The following is a 16402-nucleotide window of genomic DNA, read 5'->3' on the forward strand; positions in this document are numbered from 1 at the left end:
AACACATGGTTGATAGGCTAGAGGTGTAAGTACAGTAATGTATTCAGCTGACTAGTACTAATTGGTCGAGGGCTTGACCTAATAATTCTTATGTGCAATTTTGAAAGAATAACATTTCTTTCTTTATCTGGTGATTATGGAACAGCTGCTACACCCGTTCCCATTCCGAACACGATGGTTAAACGCTGTATCGCCGAGAGTACTGCCCGGGTGACTGGGTGGAAGGGTAGGATGTTGCCAGGTTGGCTTAAAGCCAAATTACATAAGGCCAGATAGCTCAGTCGGTAGAGCAGAGGACTGAAAATCCTCGTGTCCCTGGTTCGATTCCTGGTCTGGCCACCAAAACCTAAGCATAAGCTTAGGTTTTATTTTTTTATTTATAGACAGATATTATGTTTTAAAATGGCTTCATTGACTTTAAAAATTAGTAATGCTAAAATGTAGAAGTATATGTTAAAAAACTTGAAATATTATAATACAAGGAGAATTGAAATGGATAATAAAGTTTTGGCAGAGGTATTGGGAAGAAAAATAACTGAACAGGATTTATATAATACTCTTTCAAGAATTCCAGCAGAGCGACAAGCTGAATATAGAACAGAAGAAGGAATGAAACAGCTTTTGGAGCAATTAGTAAGCTTTGAATTAATATATAATTTTGCTATGGAAGAAAAGTTTTATGAAGATGACTTATATAAAGAAAATGTAGAGATGATGAAAAAAGAATTGTTAACACAGCATACAATAACAAAAGTTCTTTCTAAGGCAGCCGTTAAGGAAGAAGAAATGAAAAATTTCTATGAAGCAAACAAAGAAATGTTCCAGGAAAAAGAAAGCGTAAGAGCTAGACATATATTAGTAGCTGATTTAAATGAAGCAAATTCAATACATGAAAAGATAAAAAATGGATTGGATTTTGCAGAAGCAGCAGTAGAATATTCAACATGCCCATCTAATCAGAGAGGTGGAGATTTAGGCTTCTTTACAAGAGGTCAAATGGTTCCTGAATTTGAAGCAGCAGCTTTCGCTTTAAATGTGGGAGAAGTAAGTGAACCAGTTAAAACTCAATTCGGATATCACATAATAAAATTAGAAGAGAAAAAGCCTGCAGCTGAAAAAGATTATGAAGCTGTTAAAAATATGATAGGCAATAATCTTGTAAATCAGAGACAGAACGCAATGTACTTAAATTTAGTAAATGATTTAAAGAAAAAATATGATGTAGAATATAAGTAATAATAAAAGAGCTCATTTACCATATACAAATTGGCAAAAGAGCTCTTTTTTACGCTATTTCGGTAAAATCATTTATAAGATTATAAGTTATTTTAGAAATTTCCGCCCATTGATGTGAAGAAGCATCATCTTTAATACCTATGACCCTCATTCCTGCAAGAGTAGCTCCTTTAACGGCAGGTAGTATATCTTCAAAAACTAGACAATTAGATGGAGATACTCCCATTTTTTTAGCTGATAAAAGATATACATCAGGCTTGTCTTTTCCAACAGTAACTTCATTAGTGGTAGTAATAGAATCAAAATATTCATATATACCATTATTTTTTAGTGCTAGTTCCAATAATTGCGGTGAATTACTTGTGGCTAGTCCTATTTTAATATTATTATTTTTTAGTTTAGATAAAAAATTTTTCACACCAGGTTTTAATTTAACTCTGTGAGCATATTCATTAACAGCCATGTCATTCCATTCGGATTTTATAACATCTACTGATTCTGATATATTAAATCTATCTTTAAAATACCTAGCAGATTCATCGAAGCTTAAATGAGAAATACAGTCTCTAAGATCACTAGGCAATTCGATATTTTTATTTTTTAAATATTCAATATCAATTTTTTCCCATACCCACATAGAATCAACTAGCGTACCATCTAAGTCAAATATAGCAGCTTTAATATCTTTTAGCATCAAATCACCTCTTATTAAGTATAACATTATAATTGAAAATAATAAATGGTTTTAATGCTTGCCTTAGAAAGAGCTTGTTACGATTGTAGAAATAATAGTTCCTATAAAGCTTCCCGCTAATACATCACTAGGATAGTGAACGCCTAGATATATCCTTGATAGTCCTACTAATGTAGATAAAGCCATTACAATAGGTGCGAAATAAGTATAAGTAACTGCCAAAGAAACAGCTATAGAAAAAGCTGCAGTGGTATGTCCAGATGGAAAAGAATATTTATCAATTTGAATTTTATTAATATATATACCATCAACTAAGTCAAAGGGACGAGTTCGTACGAATTTCCTTTTTAGAATTTGGCATATTAAAGTAGATATTATTAAACTAACTGCTATTTTTAAACCAGCAATTTTGAAATTATGAGATGGATGTAAAAAAGATACCAGACAAAATAATATAGAAAATGGAACTGAACCAAGGTAGGTTATGGATGGAAATAGCTTATCAAGAAGCTTGCATTTTATACCTTGATTTATAAACAACAGTAATTGTAGGTCACTATTTTTAATGAGTTTTAACATACAATAACCACCTTTAATATATTTGTAAATTCATACTACCATCAATATATTAAAAGCAAATTAAGAAAGTGTAATTTTTAGCTTTATTTTAAATAATAGCTCTATTTTAAATCAGAATAAAAATAAATACTGATAAAACAGAGCTTAAATAATTAGGCGTTATTAATATAGTATTGTCACATATTTACGTATAATATTAGAAATCTCTTTCTAATATTTCAAGATTTCTTTTGTTTTTTATATCATCAACAGAATCAATTCCTAATCTTTGAAGTATATCTTTCATTCTTTCACTATGAGAAGAAACCTTTATTTTAGATTTATCACATAAATCATTCAATAAATCTGTTCCTTTTTCCATTGGTATTATAGCTTTTGGACCACCAACGCATCCTCCTACGCAGCCCATACCTTCTAGAAAATTAGCATTTATTCCTTCCTTTTGAGCTTTTTCAAGTACTTCCTTACAATTTTTAACTCCGCTTACGTGCATTGTTTTCAGCGTTTCATATTTATCTGGAAATAATTCTTGTATAGCTTCGCTTATAGAAGTTGATACACCTCCAACTCTTCCATATAATCTTCCGCCTCTTGAAGCATATTCTGAAGTGTCTGTTTCAGGAAGTTCTTCTGGTTTTATATCTAAGGCTTCAAATATAAGGCGCAATTCTTCAAAGGTAAGTACATAATCTATGTCACCTATGAGATCTTTTTCTTTAGCTTCAGCTTTTTTGGCTATGCAAGGCCCTACAAATACTACTTTGCATTGAGGATTTAGCTGTTTTATAACTCTTCCGGCAGCTATCATTGGAGAAACAGAAGGAGAAACATGCTTTACTAAATCTCCATATACTCTTTTTAACATTGCAACCCACATGGGACAGCAGCAAGAGGTTATCATTAAATCATTTTTATCCTTTACTAAATGATCAAATTCAACTGCTTCTTTTAAGGTTAGCATATCAGCGAAAAAAGCTACTTCCACCATATCTGTGAAACCAATGCGTTTAAAAGCTGTTCTAAGTTGATTTAAAGTTACTGAATCGCCAAATTGACCATATATGGCTGGAGCAACGGCAGCTATTACTGGAACTTTTTCTTTTAACAAATTTGCAAATGGAATAAACTCGACCTTATCAGTTATATGGCCATTTTTGCAGGCATCTACGCACATTCCGCATTGACTGCATCTTTCAATATCTATGTAGGGCATACCAGTATCTGGATTTATTATTATAGCGTAAAATGGACAACTTTTTTGACAATCAGTAAGTTCTGAATCGCTGCTTCCTTTGCAATCTGAACAATCTTCAAATTTACTTACTATCTGGTGACTTGAGCTGTATTTAGATATAGCATTTTTTAAGTTTTCTACGTAATTTGAATTATAATCTGCATCAACTCCGCAGAGAGAAGCTACTACAGCTGCAAGCTTAGTTTTATCAACTCCTTCATTAATAATATCCTCCACAGTAGTTTCAAATTTGTCATCAAAATAAGCCTTAACTAAACGCTTAAAAATTTTTTCATATTCTTGTTTCATATTTCCTCCTAATACTTAGAAATTTATACTAAAACAAAAGTTCATTTTTAGCTTTTGCTCTAAATAAGTGATTAATAAACAGTTATTTAGAATATAGCCATTTTTTTATATTGTATGCATAATTAAAAATTATATTTATGCAGGTATCATATAAATAGTATTTACTTGAATATTTTTAGGGTAATTGTACAAAAATAATGATATGTCATTTTAAATGCTGAACATAAAGAAGAATTAGACTTTATGATTACTTCTTATGGAGGATGTTATGAATATTATTATCTTTATTTTAGGTATGATAATTGGATTAGTTATCATATCTATATGCAGCGCTGCAGGAAGAGGAGCGAAACTTGAAGAAAAAATAAAGTATATGAAAAAAATCAAAAGATAAAATATTAGGTGGTGATGGCAGTGAATAATAGAATTTCTATACTTCCAATAAAAGAAATTTTAAATCTAGCATATTTTAAGAGAAAAATATTTATATGGATTTTAATTTTTGGATTAACTCCTATGTTAATCTCCTATTTAAATTCTTTCTACAATTTTAGGTTGGAAAGTATTGCGTGGATTTTAGGAGCTTATTTCTGCCTTTTATGGTCAATAAATCTATTTATATTGATATCACCAGGATGGAAGCTGTGGAGCAAAGGAATACTTTATACAGTATTCACAGTTGTGATAGGGGTACCTATACTCATCATAATGCAACAGATAGGTATAGTACAATTTATATACAAGAATACAGAAAGCAATATTTATATTTTCAGAGTTATAGGATTTGTCTTTGGTGTAGGGCTTTTAGAGGAAACCTGTAAGCTATTGCCTGTACTTATACTTGGAATAAGAAGAAATAATATAAAATCTTTGGTAGAAGCTATGTATTTAGGAGCAATGTCGGGACTTGGTTTCGCTTTGGCTGAGGCTGTTCAATATACCATAATGTATTGGCAGGGAGGAGCTATAGTTTCTCTTTCAGATGCATATGGACAAATTGTAAATAACAAAAATTCTTTAAATGCAATAGAGTCTTATTATGGAAGTCTTATAGTAGTTCAAATAGTAAGATTTATGACTTTACCGCTATTTCACGCTGTATGGGGCGGAATTACAGCATGGTTTGCTGTGGCAACTACAAGGATTGATATGAATCGGAGGAATACAGTGATTATTGGAATATTCTTTGCTGCAGTTCTTCATGGGTTTTATGATGTGTATTCAGGAACTGTAAAGGGAATAGTAATCGCTTTTGTATCTCTTATGATATTCATGGGATACCTTATGTATAGTAGGAAGATAGAAAATAATGTGGATTACAATCTTGGTCGGAGTTAAATTATAGGGCTTGGAGAAACCCAGTAATATCAACGGTTTGCAGGCAATCTGCAAGTAGTATTTACACCAAAAACAGAAAATTGACACTTACACCGCCTTAGTGAGACTATAGGCGGTGTTTTTGTATACAAGTCACTTCGGGCCAAGTTGGCCCGAAGTCGCAGGGTTTGGGGCGGCTTGCCCCAACAAGCAGTTTTGTGGTATGACCGCAAGGGAAAATCCATAAAATATGCAACTGTGGCCACAGTTGCCCTGCTTGCCACTTAGCGAAATCCAAAAACGACACGAAACAACGTGTTTTCCTGAAAAATTTAGGTGCTTTTATATCATTGTGAATTTGAATCAAACCTCGTGGCTTAATAGCATAATCAGATATGATACAATAAAGCTAGATGCTTCTATAATAAACTACGAATCTGAGTATTCGTGTGATCTTGGAGGAACGTATGGTAACAGATATATTATGTCAAATACATTACTGTAATAGGCAAAAATTAAAGGACCCTGTAATAGTTCCGTACGGAGTTACAAGGACATTGCAACATCACGAAATGATCTTTGTTTGCGAGGGGAGCGGTCATATCGTGATTGGACAAAACAGATATCCGATGAAAAAGGGCATGCTGTTCTATATTCCTCCGGGTGTTCAACAAACAATCGAACCACGTGCTGAAAAACCCGAGCGTTATATGACGGTGCATTTTAGTGGCTCGCGTATGGAGCTCGATGCTGACGGAACATGGAAGTATCAGGAGAATATCAAAATCTTACGACAGCCGTTGGCCCAGAAGATAACGGACTATACACCTTTGGAAGAACTGTTTGGAAAACTCCTGGATACTTGGGATGACAAGGGGCCAAGTTACGAGTTTGTTGCAGCAACATTACTTCGGCAATTGCTTATTTGGGTTACTCAAAACAATATAAAGCAGAGCAAAAATCATGCTATATCTTTGAAGATCGACCGGATCATAGAATATATGTGTCAGAATGTCAACAGGAAGATTACCTTAGAGGAATTATCCGGGATAGCAAAATTATCCACATTCTATCTATCCAGAGAATTCAAAGAAGCAACGGGCTATCCGATCATTACGTATTTCAATAAAATGAAAATTGAAAAGGCCAAAGAGTTGCTTATTGAGGACAATAAAAAGGTGAAAGAAGTGGCATATGAGCTGGGATACACCAACGAGTTCTATTTCAGTAGAATATTTAAAAGAATAGAAGGATTAAGTCCAAAAGAATTTTATAGCAAGAATGTGTATGAATTTTAGAATTGTGTATGGCTTTCAACCGTTATTCCTTCTAAAATAAAAAGGTAAATGGAGGGCGATTTTATTTTAGAAGGAGGAAAGTTATGCCTATTTGGAAAAGAAATCTGTACGTGTGCTGGATCGGCGTTTTCATCGCAGCAATCGGAATGAGCGAAGTAGCACCGATTCTACCGCTTTATATCCGCCATCTTGGTATTCAAAATACATCGTTGGTGTCGCAGTTGTCCGGAATTACTTTCGGAATCACTTACCTAATTACGGCGATATTCTCACCGATCTGGGGTCATGCCGCCGATATAGTTGGTCGAAAGCCGATGATCCTTCGGGCGGCTATTGGACTGAGCATCATCTATTTACTGATGGGTTTCGTTCCTAACGTATATTTTCTGATCGCGCTCAGCGTGTTACAGGGAGCTTTTACAGGATACAGCACAGCCTGCAACACGTTGATTGCAACGCAAACGGACAGGGAACATGTCGGTTATGCCTTAGGGACTCTTTCAACCGCAGGTGTTGCCGGTTCTTTATTGGGGCCTACGCTCAGTGGATTGATAGAAGCTACTCTGGGTTTACAGGCCGTATTTTTCATCATAAGCGGACTCCTTTTGATCGCTTTTTTTATCACTCTGCGATTTGTACAGGAATCCTTTGTCCGGGATAATAAAAAATCACAAGGGTTGAGGGAAATATGGAATTCCGTTCCGCAAAAAGAACTGACAGTCGTAATATTGATAACCTTTTTTGTCATGGGCATAGGGCTATATTCGATTGAGCCGATTATGACTCAGTATGTATCTCAATTAAGCCCCAACGCCAGTCATATTGCACTGATTTCTGGGTTGGTTTTCTCGGCTACGGGACTTTCAAATATTATCGCCGCTCCAAGGCTGGGAAAACTTTCTGACAAAATCGGCACGCATAAGGTAATTATGATTTCACTAATAGCAGCCGGGGTTCTTTACATCCCTCAGGCTTTTGTTAAAAATCCTTGGCAGCTACTGGTGCTTCGCTTCTTATTAGGATTTGCAATGGGAGGACTAACACCGTCCGTCAGTATCATGATTAAAAAGATTACGCCGGATTTTCTCACAGGCCGGATTTTCGGATTGAACATGTCGGTTGGATATCTGGGAGTTGCCGCAGGTTCCGTTTTAGGTGGACAGATTGCAGGACGATTCAGTTTCCAGTATGTTTTTTATATCACCAGCGCATTGATGTTCCTCAATGCTGTATGGGTCTATTTCAGAGTGTATAAAAAATGGGACAAAGCCGTTTTGAGTGAATCCTTAGAAAAGGAATGAGCTAGAATATGAAAATGGTTTTGATGGTATTGCGTTACTTGAGCAGCGGATTTTCTTTATGGGACAGTTATTCAAGTAAATAGCTATAATTAATTTGCAAAAATTTACAAATTAATTAATACGAGCGATGCTTTATATAAGGAGGAGATTTACATGAATATAAAATGGTTTGGTCAATCGTGTTTCATGCTTACCGCTGAAAACGGCACAAAAATCATCATGGACCCGTATTCCAAAATGTTCGGCTCTTTGTCCGGCTATAAATTGCCGGAGATTGACGCGAATATTGTCACAATCAGCCACAATCACAGCGACCATAACAATGTCGGCGCGGTTAAGGGGGACTTTGTGCTTATCAGGGAACCGGGAGTGTTTTCGCCGGAAGGAATCGACATTAAAGGCGTTCAGACTTTTCACGACAACGTTTCCGGGGCAAAAAGAGGCAAAAATGTCGTCTATAATTTCAGGGTAGACGGATTAAATGTCTGCCATTGCGGCGATCTGGGACATCTGTTAAGTTCTGAACAGATCACGGAAGTCGGGAAAGTGGACATACTGCTCCTTCCCGTAGGAGGGAGAGCCACACTGGATGCCAGCGGCGCAGCGGAAGTCATGAAGCAGCTCAATCCGACGGTCGTGATACCGATGCACTACAGGACAAAAGCAATGGGGATTCCCGGACACATCTTTGGAAAAGTCGATACATTTATAACCGTTTCAAAAAAAGATGTGAAATATTATAAAGAGCTTGAAGTAAACTTATCAAATATCAAAGCTCTCCCGGAAATTGCGGTTCTGCAATATAATTGAAAAAGTTTGCTGTATCTGAATCAAAGTATTCGGGAACTGTTATTCTTGCGGCACCGGACACCCAATAACGGATTATCGAATTAGAGTTTTTTTCTGTTCATCGCTTTAGCCTTTATAAGGCAAGAGTATGCGTAAAAATCTAACGTTATATAGCAAACCCGTCAAAAGACGGCGACGCAAAGCCACGGGTCTAATGTTTTTAAAACGATGACCGCCGAGTTGCAATAAAGGGACCAGAACCCGTGTGTTCTGATCCCTTTATGCTATTATAGCTTATTCGGGTCCTTTTGACCCAATGAATAAATTCAATATTCGAATTGCAATTAAAGCCGCTGATCCTCTTTTTAAAAAGTGGATGGTAGCATCGGAGTCTTTACCGTGCCGGAGCGCGAGAGCATCCCAGAAACGGATGTACGCTTAAAAACGAGAAAAGGAGTAGCACTTAGCTACTCCCAAGCAAAAGCCGGATAAAAAAGGGAGTGTCCTTAAAGGATACTCAGATCCTATAAGGACACTCCGCATGGTCGGGGTGACAGGATTTGAACCTGCGACATCTGCGTCCCGAACGCAGCGCGCTACCTCTGCGCTACACCCCGAAACAATTTCCACAAGTATATTATATAAAAAATATTTAATCAATTCAATTAAAAAGGCAGTATAACAAAAATTGTTTTACTGCCTTAGCAAAGATATTAAATGAAATTATTATTGGGATTCTTATTATCCTCTTCCCCAACACCTTTCACGGGTACTGTGGAGGCTATGAATCCAACCAAAATGGATACGAGAGCAGGAGCTACAATATTTACATAAGCTATATATCTTGTTCTATACATTATGTAAGCAGCTGCAGATGTTATTATGGCTGAGGCTAAAAAAGTGAATATAACAAATTTGGCAAAGGAACTCATAAGCTTTTCATATATTTTATGCCGCATGGGTCCTCTTATTATAGCCTTAAATATAAATAGTGAAACGAAAATTAATATTAGATTAGCAAGCATAGATACAATGAATATTGACATGATTAGACCTCCTTCTAAATTTAAAATTAGTATATTTTATACTGAAAATTATTATTTCCAAACTCAAAGTAAATTATGAATATTCACCATTTATTCCACTACTTATTTTAAGTTTTATACTTTGTTATCTGTATTTAGTTACTTTATTGATATATAATATATATTAAGCTGTAAAACAAGTGGAGGAAAATTTATGAGAAAAAACTGGGATAACTATTTTATGGATATAGCCTTTATGGTAAAAGAGAGAAGCACTTGTCCTAGACTTCATGTAGGAGCAGTCATAGTTAAGGATAAGAGAATAAAAGGGACAGGCTATAATGGAAGTCCATCATCTTTAGAGCATTGCGAAGATGTGGGATGTTTAATGATAGATAATCATTGCAGAAGAACAATACATGCAGAAGTAAACGCAGTAATGGAATGCTCTCCTGAAGAAAGAAGAGACGCTACAATTTACATAACTGCTCAGCCTTGTATGGAATGCTCAAAGCTTATTATAGCATCAGGAATATCTAGGGTTGTTTATGCTAAGAAATATAATACTGAATATGATTTTTTTAAAGATGCTCCTTGGATAGAAGTTATGTGCTTAGAGAATTATTAAAAATATAAGTTTTGTGATATTTTTATAAATGATTTACTATAAACGAGAGGATGAAAAAATAATGGAATGGTTTTTAGGTATACTTATTGGTATATTGCAGATTACTTTGTTGGATTTAGTGCTAAGTGGAGATAATGTGGGTGTAATAGCTTTGGCTACTAAAAATTTATCACCTGAATACGCAAAAAAAGCATCGGTTGTGGGGATTTTTGGTGCTGTGGCTTTAAGAATATTATTTGCTTGCATTATTACATATGTGATGATGATTCAGTGGCTTCCAATAAAACTTTTAGGTGGATTGCTGCTTATAAAGATAACTTGGGATTTAATAAAGCCTGAAGAAGAGGTAGAACACGGAGAAGTAAAGTCGCAGGATAAATTTATGAAGGCTGTGTTAAGCATTATAATCGCTGATTTAAGCATGAGCATTGACAATGTACTTGCTATTGGAGCATCAGCTCACGGCAATGTGCTTCTTATTATATTTGGTATAATGCTAAATATACCAATACTTTTCTTCGGAAGCAGATTAGTAGCAAATTTAATGAGAAAATATAAGATTGTTATATATATAGGGGCTGCTATTTTGGCTCACACTGCTTTTGGTATGATTTTAGAGGACAGGCTACTAGATGCTTATGTAAATGGAATTGCAGAGACTATGATACCTCTAATGGCAGGGATTCTAACACTGTTATATGGATTTATAATAATTAAAAAAACTAAAGAGAAGTTTTAATTTTACTAGTAAAGTATTATAGAAAAAGGTTATAATTTATCAGGCTATGTTAAATAAGTTATTAGATTTAATTTATTTAGCATAGCTTTTTAATTAACCAAATAATAAAAAGAAATTTAATAATAAATAATAGCAACCTAATAAATTTTATTACGTGTAATAATGTATAGAAACCTATGATTATAGTTTAAGCACAAAGGTGGTGGCATATGGAGGAGAAAAAGTTAATAAAAAGATGCCAGTCTGGAGACAAGGATGCCTTCCAGAAACTTATAACTAGGTATCATCCATATGTATACAAATTTTTGATGAAAATATGTCAAGATGAAAATATAGCAGAGGATTTAGTGCAGGAAACCTTTATGAAAATAATACGAAGTATAGAAAAATTTGATGTGCACGGAAAGTCAAAGTTTTCCACTTACATTATTACAGTTTGCAGGAATTGTTATATAGACTATTATAGAAAAAATAAAAAGTTATTAAGGAACATACCAATAGATGAAAATTTAAAAATACAATGTAGCAATCTAGAGGAACTTATTATTACTAAAGTAACAGCAGAGAATATAGAAAAAGAACTGGAAAAACTTCCAGAGGAACAAAAAATAGCTATAAGGATGAAGTATATTGAAGGTATGACTTTAAAAGAAATAGGTAAAGAGTTGGAGCTTGAATCTAAGACAATAAAAAGTCGAATTCATCATGGAATCATAAAACTTAGAAAAGTATTTGAAGGAGATGATTAAATTGAAGCAGATAGATAAGAAGGAAACATCCATATTGCTGGCTAATTTGGATAAGGAAATAAGCATAAAATGCATTGAATTATCTGAAAAGAAAAGGGCAGCTAATCAAAAGAAAATATTCTTTATAAGCTGTGTAGTATTTATCATAGCGTTTATTCTTCAAGTGATTTTTAGTTTATTTGATGTAAGCCATTTAATTTCAATATGGATGTATTTGATAGGAGTATCCTTATTAATACTGACAACATTATTTACTACACATAAAGGAGGGATACTTAGATGAAAATTCTTGATAATTTTGTTAATAAAATAAATTTCAACAAAGCGGTGAAGATATATCTAATAATTTTATTGCTGGCTACTCTATTATGTGGAGGCTTCATAAGCTATATTATGCGAGACAAGATATATATGGCTGCGGACTACGTAAGAATTTCTAGAAGCTTTAAGAATGAAGGATATGGTGTTGAAATTCAAGCTGAATTAGATAAGCTGTCTAAATCATCCAAGGATATTGTAAATGTTATTGTGGAAGATAAAAGTAATAATATAATATACAAGTCTAATTCTAATATTGTAGGTGATACTAAAACTTTCATATTTACACCTTATGAATTTAGCAATATATACTTAAAAGACAATATTAATGAAGATATAATCTATAGAGTGGTACCAGAAGATAATATTATATTAAATAGAGACTATATAACTAATCATGAAAAAATAGTGTCAGATATAGATGATGATTTCTATTATGAACAAATTTTAGGGTCTACTAAAGTAGAATTGGTAAATTTCTTGGGAAATAAATTCACAGGAGAAAAGATATTTATTTTAAGAGAAGCAAGTTCTATACCTTATGCAAGAGAAGGTGTAAAGATATTGGCTGCAGTCTTTTCAATCATGTTCATGCTTTATTGGATTGGACTTTGTTTGTGGGTATATAAGGATTCAAACAAAAAAAATATTAACTCTGCACTTTGGGGGTTGCTTGTGTTAATAACTAATCTGGTTGGATTAATTATTTATACCATGTATAAACAAACCAATAATATATGCGACAAGTGCGGATCAATTCAAAGTAAAGAAAGTATATATTGCACTGTTTGCGGCAATAAGATTAATAGAATATGCGATAAATGCGGTTCCATTATAGATAAAGAAGATAAATTTTGTTCAAAATGCGGAAGTGACTTAGAAAGCAGTTATGAATTTAAAAAAATTTAACTAAATAAAATGGGATAGCATTATCTTTTAAGTGCGGCGGGAGAATATATAAGTGTTAAAAAAGATTAATAAACATTTATTAATAAATAATATAAGGAGGTGAAGGAATATGTTAAAATCTTTAGAGAAGGTGGATTTGAAAATCCTCGAATATATGGACAAGTACTTAAAAAGTCAGCTATTGGATATTATTATGCCGCTAATAACATATTCTTTTCCATCGGGTCATTCTGCAGCTTCTTTTGCAGCAGCGGGCATATTTGTGGCCATGAACGGCTGGAGCAGCGTGATTGTAATAATTTTAGCGATTTTAATTGGATTTTCAAGATTGTATTTGAAGGTACATTATCCTTTAGACGTTTTAAGCGGAATGTTCTTAGGTATTTTATGTTCTTCAATAATAGTGCATATATCTAAAATAATAAGAGTTTAGGGAGACGGTACATATGAGAATACTTATTTCAACTGATACTTTTTATCCTATGATTAACGGAGTAGTAATTTCCACTAATAATTTATATAAATATTTGAAGCAAAAGGGGCATGAAGTAAAAATAATCACCTTGTCCTCTACTGGGGAAGAAAGAATCGAAGGGGATATATATTATCTTAAATCCTTTAAATTAAATATATACCCTGGATTGAGATGCAAAAGTCCTTTTAATAATAAATTAATAAGAGAGATAATCGAATGGCAGCCGGAGATAATTCATTCTCAAACAGAATTTTCTACAATGTTTATATCAAGAAAAATTTCAAAAAAGCTTAATATTCCTCAAGTACATACTTATCATACTATGTACGAAGACTACCTAAAGTATATATTCAAAGGTAAATTAATCTCAAAGAATATGTCTAGAAGGATAATGAGAATAATTTTGAACTCTTTGAATGCAATAGTAGTGCCTACGGATAAAGTTAAAAGAGCGCTGATTGATTATGGAGTAAATAAAGAGTTTTATGTAATTCCTACAGGCATAGATATAAGTAAATTTAAAAATAAAATTTCTCTTCAGGAGAAAAAGGAACTTCTGCAAAAATATAATCTTTTAGATAAGAAGGTTTTCGCATATGTTGGAAGGATAGGAGAAGAAAAAAATATTGAAGAAATAATTGAGCATTTTTCAATAATGTCAAAAGAACATAAAGATATAGTGCTTATGGTAGTGGGCGGCGGGCCTTATCTAGCTAAACTTATTAAGCTGGTTAATGAAAAACGAATTGAAGATAGAGTAAGATTTACTGGCATGGTAGATAGCAAGGAGGTATATAAATACTATCAATTAGCAGATATATTTGTAACAGCATCCACCAGTGAAACTCAAGGACTAACTTACATTGAGGCTCTTGCTAGTGGTGTTCCGGTGGTTTGCAAATATGATGCCTGCATAGAGAATTTAATCATAAATAATAAAAATGGTTTTGCTTTTAAAAGCGAAAGAGAATTTATTGAAGCTGCGGCATCAATAATTTATGATGAAAAAATAAAAGAAAGCATGAAACTAAATTGTTTCAATACTGCTGATGAATATTCTATTGAGAGCTTTGGAGAAAAGCTTATAAACACTTATTCTGTAATTTTGGAACAAGTTAAAGAGAGCAAGCAGAATGACATAAATATGTCATATACTGTTAATGGAAATAATACTGATTTAAGAATATAAAATTATTAAGCATGATTATTTATTCTATTCAATTAAAAAGTAAGAGGTAAGAAATAACAGTTATTGAAGAAATCGTCTCTTTGCGAGCCGATTTCATATAACTCTAATCTAAAACTTCTTACCTTTTCGCTTTAAATATTCAAATATGTCATATTCATTTGTGTTAATGATTAAGTTCTCAGGCATATCAACTTTTTTTATAATTTTTTCAGCCTCAGAGAAATTTCCTATGGCATTGCAAAAGTGAGAATCTGTATTCAATATTATTTTAGCTCCGTAATTTTTGCATAAAGCTGCTATTTCTGTACAATTATCTTCACTGCCAACTCTGGAGCTTTTAAAGGAGCTATTGTTTATTTCAATAAGTATATTTTTTTCTTTTGCTTTTTTTACTATCTCTTCTTTATATATTGGAAAACGAGGATTTCCACAGTGGCCAATTATGTGGACGTTGGAATTATCCATAACCTTCAAAAGAGCTTTTGTATTTATTTCGGGGTCTTTTCCTCCCTCAAGTATAGGCTCGTGCAGGCTAACTATCATTATATTTAATCTCTCCTGAATTTCTTCAGGAATATCCAAGTTACCTTCATAATCTATTACATTAGCTTCGCAGCCATAAAGCATTTTTACTCCAAAAAGCTCTCTAGGTAATACTTTTAAATTTCCAAAGTACCATATATGAGGAGAACCTGGCATAGCTGGACCATGGTCGGTGGTACCTAATACCTTTAATCCAATCTCACTGGCATATTTTGCATTTTCCATTAATGTAGAATAGGCGTGACCGCTTACTAAAGTGTGAGTATGTATATCTACTACGTATTTCATAAAATCTCTCCTATAAATTATTCTATAGTTTTATTATATAATAAAATTAAGATTTGTGTCGTAAAACTTTAGTTAAACAGAGGCAAATAAAAGTTTTATTATTGTTGAAATAGAAACAAAAGTTTACTATAATGTTGTTAATACACCAACAGGTGGGAGGACAGAGCATGAACAAAGAAGATCAGGTGAAAATGAATTTCAGGGACTTATTCAACAAGCTGGCTTGGCTTAATAAGCTTAAGATGGAAGAGAAGCTTAAAGGATATAAATCTTCTGAAATACATTGCATCGAATACATTGGAAGAAATGCAGATTCTAACGTGACAAAGCTTGCGGAATCCCTTTATATGACTAGGGGCGCCATAAGTAAAGTGACTAAGAAGCTCATGGAAAAGAGTGTTATCGAAAGCTATCAGAAATCGGATAACAAGAAAGAAATCTATTTTAGGCTTACTGAGCAAGGAAAAGTACTTTACAAGATTCATGATGAACTACACAAAGAGTTTCAACAGCGTGATAAAGTCGTATTTCAACAGGTAACTGAGGAACAATTTGACAGCATGCTTAGCTTCCTAGAAAAGTATAGCAGGCATTTGGATGCAGAAATAAAGAAGCTTGGTTTAGATATTAAGTCGGAATAAATTTGAATAATGAAAATAAAATCACAAGCAGCTAACTCTATTGAGAACAGGCTGCTTTTTTATTATGGCTATTTTGTTGACAAGGAAACAAAATCATGGTACGATAGATATGTTTCCGAGGAAACAAATTGCAAGCTTTGA

At 33.5% G+C, this 16402-nt stretch carries 19 protein-coding genes, 2 tRNA genes, 2 rRNA genes and 1 riboswitch; of the genes, 17 read left to right on the top strand and 6 right to left on the bottom strand.

The features are described from left to right. The 4 genes from IAI10_RS03425 to IAI10_RS03440 form a co-directional block, all read left to right on the top strand. A 23S ribosomal RNA gene (locus tag IAI10_RS03425) occupies window positions 1-81 on the top strand; the annotation flags it as partial. 45 nt (window positions 82-126) lie between these two features. After that, a 5S ribosomal RNA gene (rrf, locus tag IAI10_RS03430) occupies window positions 127-243 on the top strand. A gap of 23 nt (window positions 244-266) precedes the next feature. After that, window positions 267-342, top strand: a tRNA-Phe gene (locus IAI10_RS03435). A gap of 150 nt (window positions 343-492) precedes the next feature. Continuing rightward, window positions 493-1236, top strand: a complete 744-nt coding sequence (locus IAI10_RS03440; RefSeq protein WP_315671899.1) for a peptidylprolyl isomerase — start codon at window positions 493-495, stop codon at window positions 1234-1236. Window positions 1237-1285: 49 nt separating this feature from the next. Here the strand turns inward: IAI10_RS03440 and IAI10_RS03445 are convergent, their stop codons facing one another. The 3 genes from IAI10_RS03445 to IAI10_RS03455 all read right to left on the bottom strand — a co-directional run bounded on the left by IAI10_RS03445 (window position 1286) and on the right by IAI10_RS03455 (window position 4052). Further along, entirely contained in the window at window positions 1286-1930 is a 645-nt protein-coding gene (locus IAI10_RS03445; RefSeq protein ID WP_315671900.1) for an HAD family phosphatase, read from the bottom strand. Between the two features lie 63 nt (window positions 1931-1993). Beyond that, the gene (locus IAI10_RS03450) at window positions 1994-2509 is read right to left on the bottom strand and encodes a phosphatase PAP2 family protein (RefSeq protein WP_315671901.1); all 516 of its coding nucleotides are present in this window, start codon (window positions 2507-2509) and stop codon (window positions 1994-1996) included. A 196-nt stretch (window positions 2510-2705) separates the two neighbouring features. Further along, window positions 2706-4052 carry a [Fe-Fe] hydrogenase large subunit C-terminal domain-containing protein gene (locus tag IAI10_RS03455; protein WP_315671902.1) on the bottom strand — a complete coding sequence of 449 codons (1347 nt, stop codon included), beginning with the start codon at window positions 4050-4052 and terminating at the stop codon, window positions 2706-2708. 268 nt (window positions 4053-4320) lie between these two features. On the opposite strand from IAI10_RS03455, the gene IAI10_RS03460 reads away from it, so the two are divergent. From IAI10_RS03460 to IAI10_RS03480, 5 genes are all read left to right on the top strand, one after another. After that, a complete protein-coding gene (locus tag IAI10_RS03460) occupies window positions 4321-4446 on the top strand; it encodes a hypothetical protein (RefSeq protein ID WP_315671903.1) in 126 nt (41 codons plus the stop codon). 20 nt (window positions 4447-4466) lie between these two features. Continuing rightward, a complete protein-coding gene (locus IAI10_RS03465; RefSeq protein WP_315671904.1) occupies window positions 4467-5390 on the top strand; it encodes a PrsW family glutamic-type intramembrane protease in 924 nt (307 codons plus the stop codon). Between the two features lie 446 nt (window positions 5391-5836). Then, window positions 5837-6667, top strand: a complete 831-nt coding sequence (locus IAI10_RS03470) for an AraC family transcriptional regulator (RefSeq protein ID WP_315671905.1) — start codon at window positions 5837-5839, stop codon at window positions 6665-6667. Between the two features lie 83 nt (window positions 6668-6750). After that, the gene (locus IAI10_RS03475; RefSeq protein ID WP_315671906.1) at window positions 6751-7968 is read left to right on the top strand and encodes a multidrug efflux MFS transporter; all 1218 of its coding nucleotides are present in this window, start codon (window positions 6751-6753) and stop codon (window positions 7966-7968) included. A gap of 153 nt (window positions 7969-8121) precedes the next feature. Beyond that, window positions 8122-8778 carry an MBL fold metallo-hydrolase gene (locus tag IAI10_RS03480; protein WP_315671907.1) on the top strand — a complete coding sequence of 219 codons (657 nt, stop codon included), beginning with the start codon at window positions 8122-8124 and terminating at the stop codon, window positions 8776-8778. Between the two features lie 141 nt (window positions 8779-8919). Then, window positions 8920-9005, top strand: a riboswitch (cyclic di-GMP riboswitch). A 294-nt stretch (window positions 9006-9299) separates the two neighbouring features. Here IAI10_RS03480 and IAI10_RS03485 read toward each other — a convergent pair. Both IAI10_RS03485 and IAI10_RS03490 read right to left on the bottom strand, forming a co-directional pair. Next, window positions 9300-9374 (bottom strand) — tRNA-Pro (locus IAI10_RS03485). A gap of 96 nt (window positions 9375-9470) precedes the next feature. After that, the gene (locus tag IAI10_RS03490; RefSeq protein WP_315671908.1) at window positions 9471-9803 is read right to left on the bottom strand and encodes a hypothetical protein; all 333 of its coding nucleotides are present in this window, start codon (window positions 9801-9803) and stop codon (window positions 9471-9473) included. Window positions 9804-9996: 193 nt separating this feature from the next. On the opposite strand from IAI10_RS03490, the gene IAI10_RS03495 reads away from it, so the two are divergent. The 7 genes from IAI10_RS03495 to IAI10_RS03525 all read left to right on the top strand — a co-directional run bounded on the left by IAI10_RS03495 (window position 9997) and on the right by IAI10_RS03525 (window position 14789). Further along, entirely contained in the window at window positions 9997-10410 is a 414-nt protein-coding gene (locus IAI10_RS03495; protein ID WP_315671909.1) for a cytidine/deoxycytidylate deaminase family protein, read from the top strand. Window positions 10411-10471: 61 nt separating this feature from the next. Continuing rightward, window positions 10472-11149, top strand: coding sequence for a TerC family protein (locus tag IAI10_RS03500; RefSeq protein ID WP_315671910.1), 678 nt, complete (start codon window positions 10472-10474; stop codon window positions 11147-11149). Between the two features lie 209 nt (window positions 11150-11358). Continuing rightward, window positions 11359-11898, top strand: a complete 540-nt coding sequence (locus IAI10_RS03505; RefSeq protein WP_315671911.1) for an RNA polymerase sigma factor — start codon at window positions 11359-11361, stop codon at window positions 11896-11898. 1 nt (window position 11899) lies between these two features. Next, a complete protein-coding gene (locus IAI10_RS03510) occupies window positions 11900-12181 on the top strand; it encodes a hypothetical protein (RefSeq protein WP_315671912.1) in 282 nt (93 codons plus the stop codon). After that, complete coding sequence (locus tag IAI10_RS03515; protein ID WP_315671913.1) at window positions 12178-13125, top strand: zinc ribbon domain-containing protein; 948 nt, start codon at window positions 12178-12180, stop codon at window positions 13123-13125. Before IAI10_RS03510 ends, IAI10_RS03515 begins: the two co-directional genes overlap by 4 nt. 109 nt (window positions 13126-13234) lie before the next feature. Continuing rightward, on the top strand, window positions 13235-13558 hold the full coding sequence (locus tag IAI10_RS03520) for a phosphatase PAP2 family protein (RefSeq protein WP_315671914.1): 324 nt from the start codon (window positions 13235-13237) through the stop codon (window positions 13556-13558). A gap of 13 nt (window positions 13559-13571) precedes the next feature. Then, window positions 13572-14789 (top strand): glycosyltransferase, encoded by a 1218-nt coding sequence (locus tag IAI10_RS03525; protein WP_315671915.1) that lies wholly within the window; start codon window positions 13572-13574, stop codon window positions 14787-14789. A 108-nt stretch (window positions 14790-14897) separates the two neighbouring features. On the opposite strand, the gene IAI10_RS03530 is transcribed toward IAI10_RS03525, so the two are convergent. Further along, the gene (locus tag IAI10_RS03530; protein ID WP_315671916.1) at window positions 14898-15620 is read right to left on the bottom strand and encodes a phosphatase; all 723 of its coding nucleotides are present in this window, start codon (window positions 15618-15620) and stop codon (window positions 14898-14900) included. A gap of 167 nt (window positions 15621-15787) precedes the next feature. On the opposite strand from IAI10_RS03530, the gene IAI10_RS03535 reads away from it, so the two are divergent. Next, a complete protein-coding gene (locus IAI10_RS03535; RefSeq protein ID WP_315671917.1) occupies window positions 15788-16261 on the top strand; it encodes a MarR family transcriptional regulator in 474 nt (157 codons plus the stop codon). Window positions 16262-16402 lie beyond the last annotated feature (141 nt).

The organism is Clostridium sp. 19966, assembly GCF_032335695.1.
Lineage (GTDB): Bacteria > Bacillota > Clostridia > Clostridiales > Clostridiaceae > JACTOJ01.

Bases quoted from the DNA above. Each gene is read 5' to 3' on its own strand.
- IAI10_RS03440 (WP_315671899.1), top strand. From the start codon at position 493: ATGGATAATAAAGTTTTGGCAGAGGTATTGGGAAGAAAAATAACTGAA.
- IAI10_RS03445 (WP_315671900.1), bottom strand. From the start codon at position 1,930: ATGCTAAAAGATATTAAAGCTGCTATATTTGACTTAGATGGTACGCTA.
- IAI10_RS03450 (WP_315671901.1), bottom strand. From the start codon at position 2,509: ATGTTAAAACTCATTAAAAATAGTGACCTACAATTACTGTTGTTTATA.
- IAI10_RS03455 (WP_315671902.1), bottom strand. From the start codon at position 4,052: ATGAAACAAGAATATGAAAAAATTTTTAAGCGTTTAGTTAAGGCTTAT.
- IAI10_RS03460 (WP_315671903.1), top strand. From the start codon at position 4,321: ATGAATATTATTATCTTTATTTTAGGTATGATAATTGGATTAGTTATC.
- IAI10_RS03470 (WP_315671905.1), top strand. From the start codon at position 5,837: ATGGTAACAGATATATTATGTCAAATACATTACTGTAATAGGCAAAAA.
- IAI10_RS03475 (WP_315671906.1), top strand. From the start codon at position 6,751: ATGCCTATTTGGAAAAGAAATCTGTACGTGTGCTGGATCGGCGTTTTC.
- IAI10_RS03480 (WP_315671907.1), top strand. From the start codon at position 8,122: ATGAATATAAAATGGTTTGGTCAATCGTGTTTCATGCTTACCGCTGAA.
- IAI10_RS03490 (WP_315671908.1), bottom strand. From the start codon at position 9,803: ATGTCAATATTCATTGTATCTATGCTTGCTAATCTAATATTAATTTTC.
- IAI10_RS03495 (WP_315671909.1), top strand. From the start codon at position 9,997: ATGAGAAAAAACTGGGATAACTATTTTATGGATATAGCCTTTATGGTA.
- IAI10_RS03500 (WP_315671910.1), top strand. From the start codon at position 10,472: ATGGAATGGTTTTTAGGTATACTTATTGGTATATTGCAGATTACTTTG.
- IAI10_RS03505 (WP_315671911.1), top strand. From the start codon at position 11,359: ATGGAGGAGAAAAAGTTAATAAAAAGATGCCAGTCTGGAGACAAGGAT.
- IAI10_RS03515 (WP_315671913.1), top strand. From the start codon at position 12,178: ATGAAAATTCTTGATAATTTTGTTAATAAAATAAATTTCAACAAAGCG.
- IAI10_RS03520 (WP_315671914.1), top strand. From the start codon at position 13,235: ATGTTAAAATCTTTAGAGAAGGTGGATTTGAAAATCCTCGAATATATG.
- IAI10_RS03525 (WP_315671915.1), top strand. From the start codon at position 13,572: ATGAGAATACTTATTTCAACTGATACTTTTTATCCTATGATTAACGGA.
- IAI10_RS03530 (WP_315671916.1), bottom strand. From the start codon at position 15,620: ATGAAATACGTAGTAGATATACATACTCACACTTTAGTAAGCGGTCAC.
- IAI10_RS03535 (WP_315671917.1), top strand. From the start codon at position 15,788: ATGAACAAAGAAGATCAGGTGAAAATGAATTTCAGGGACTTATTCAAC.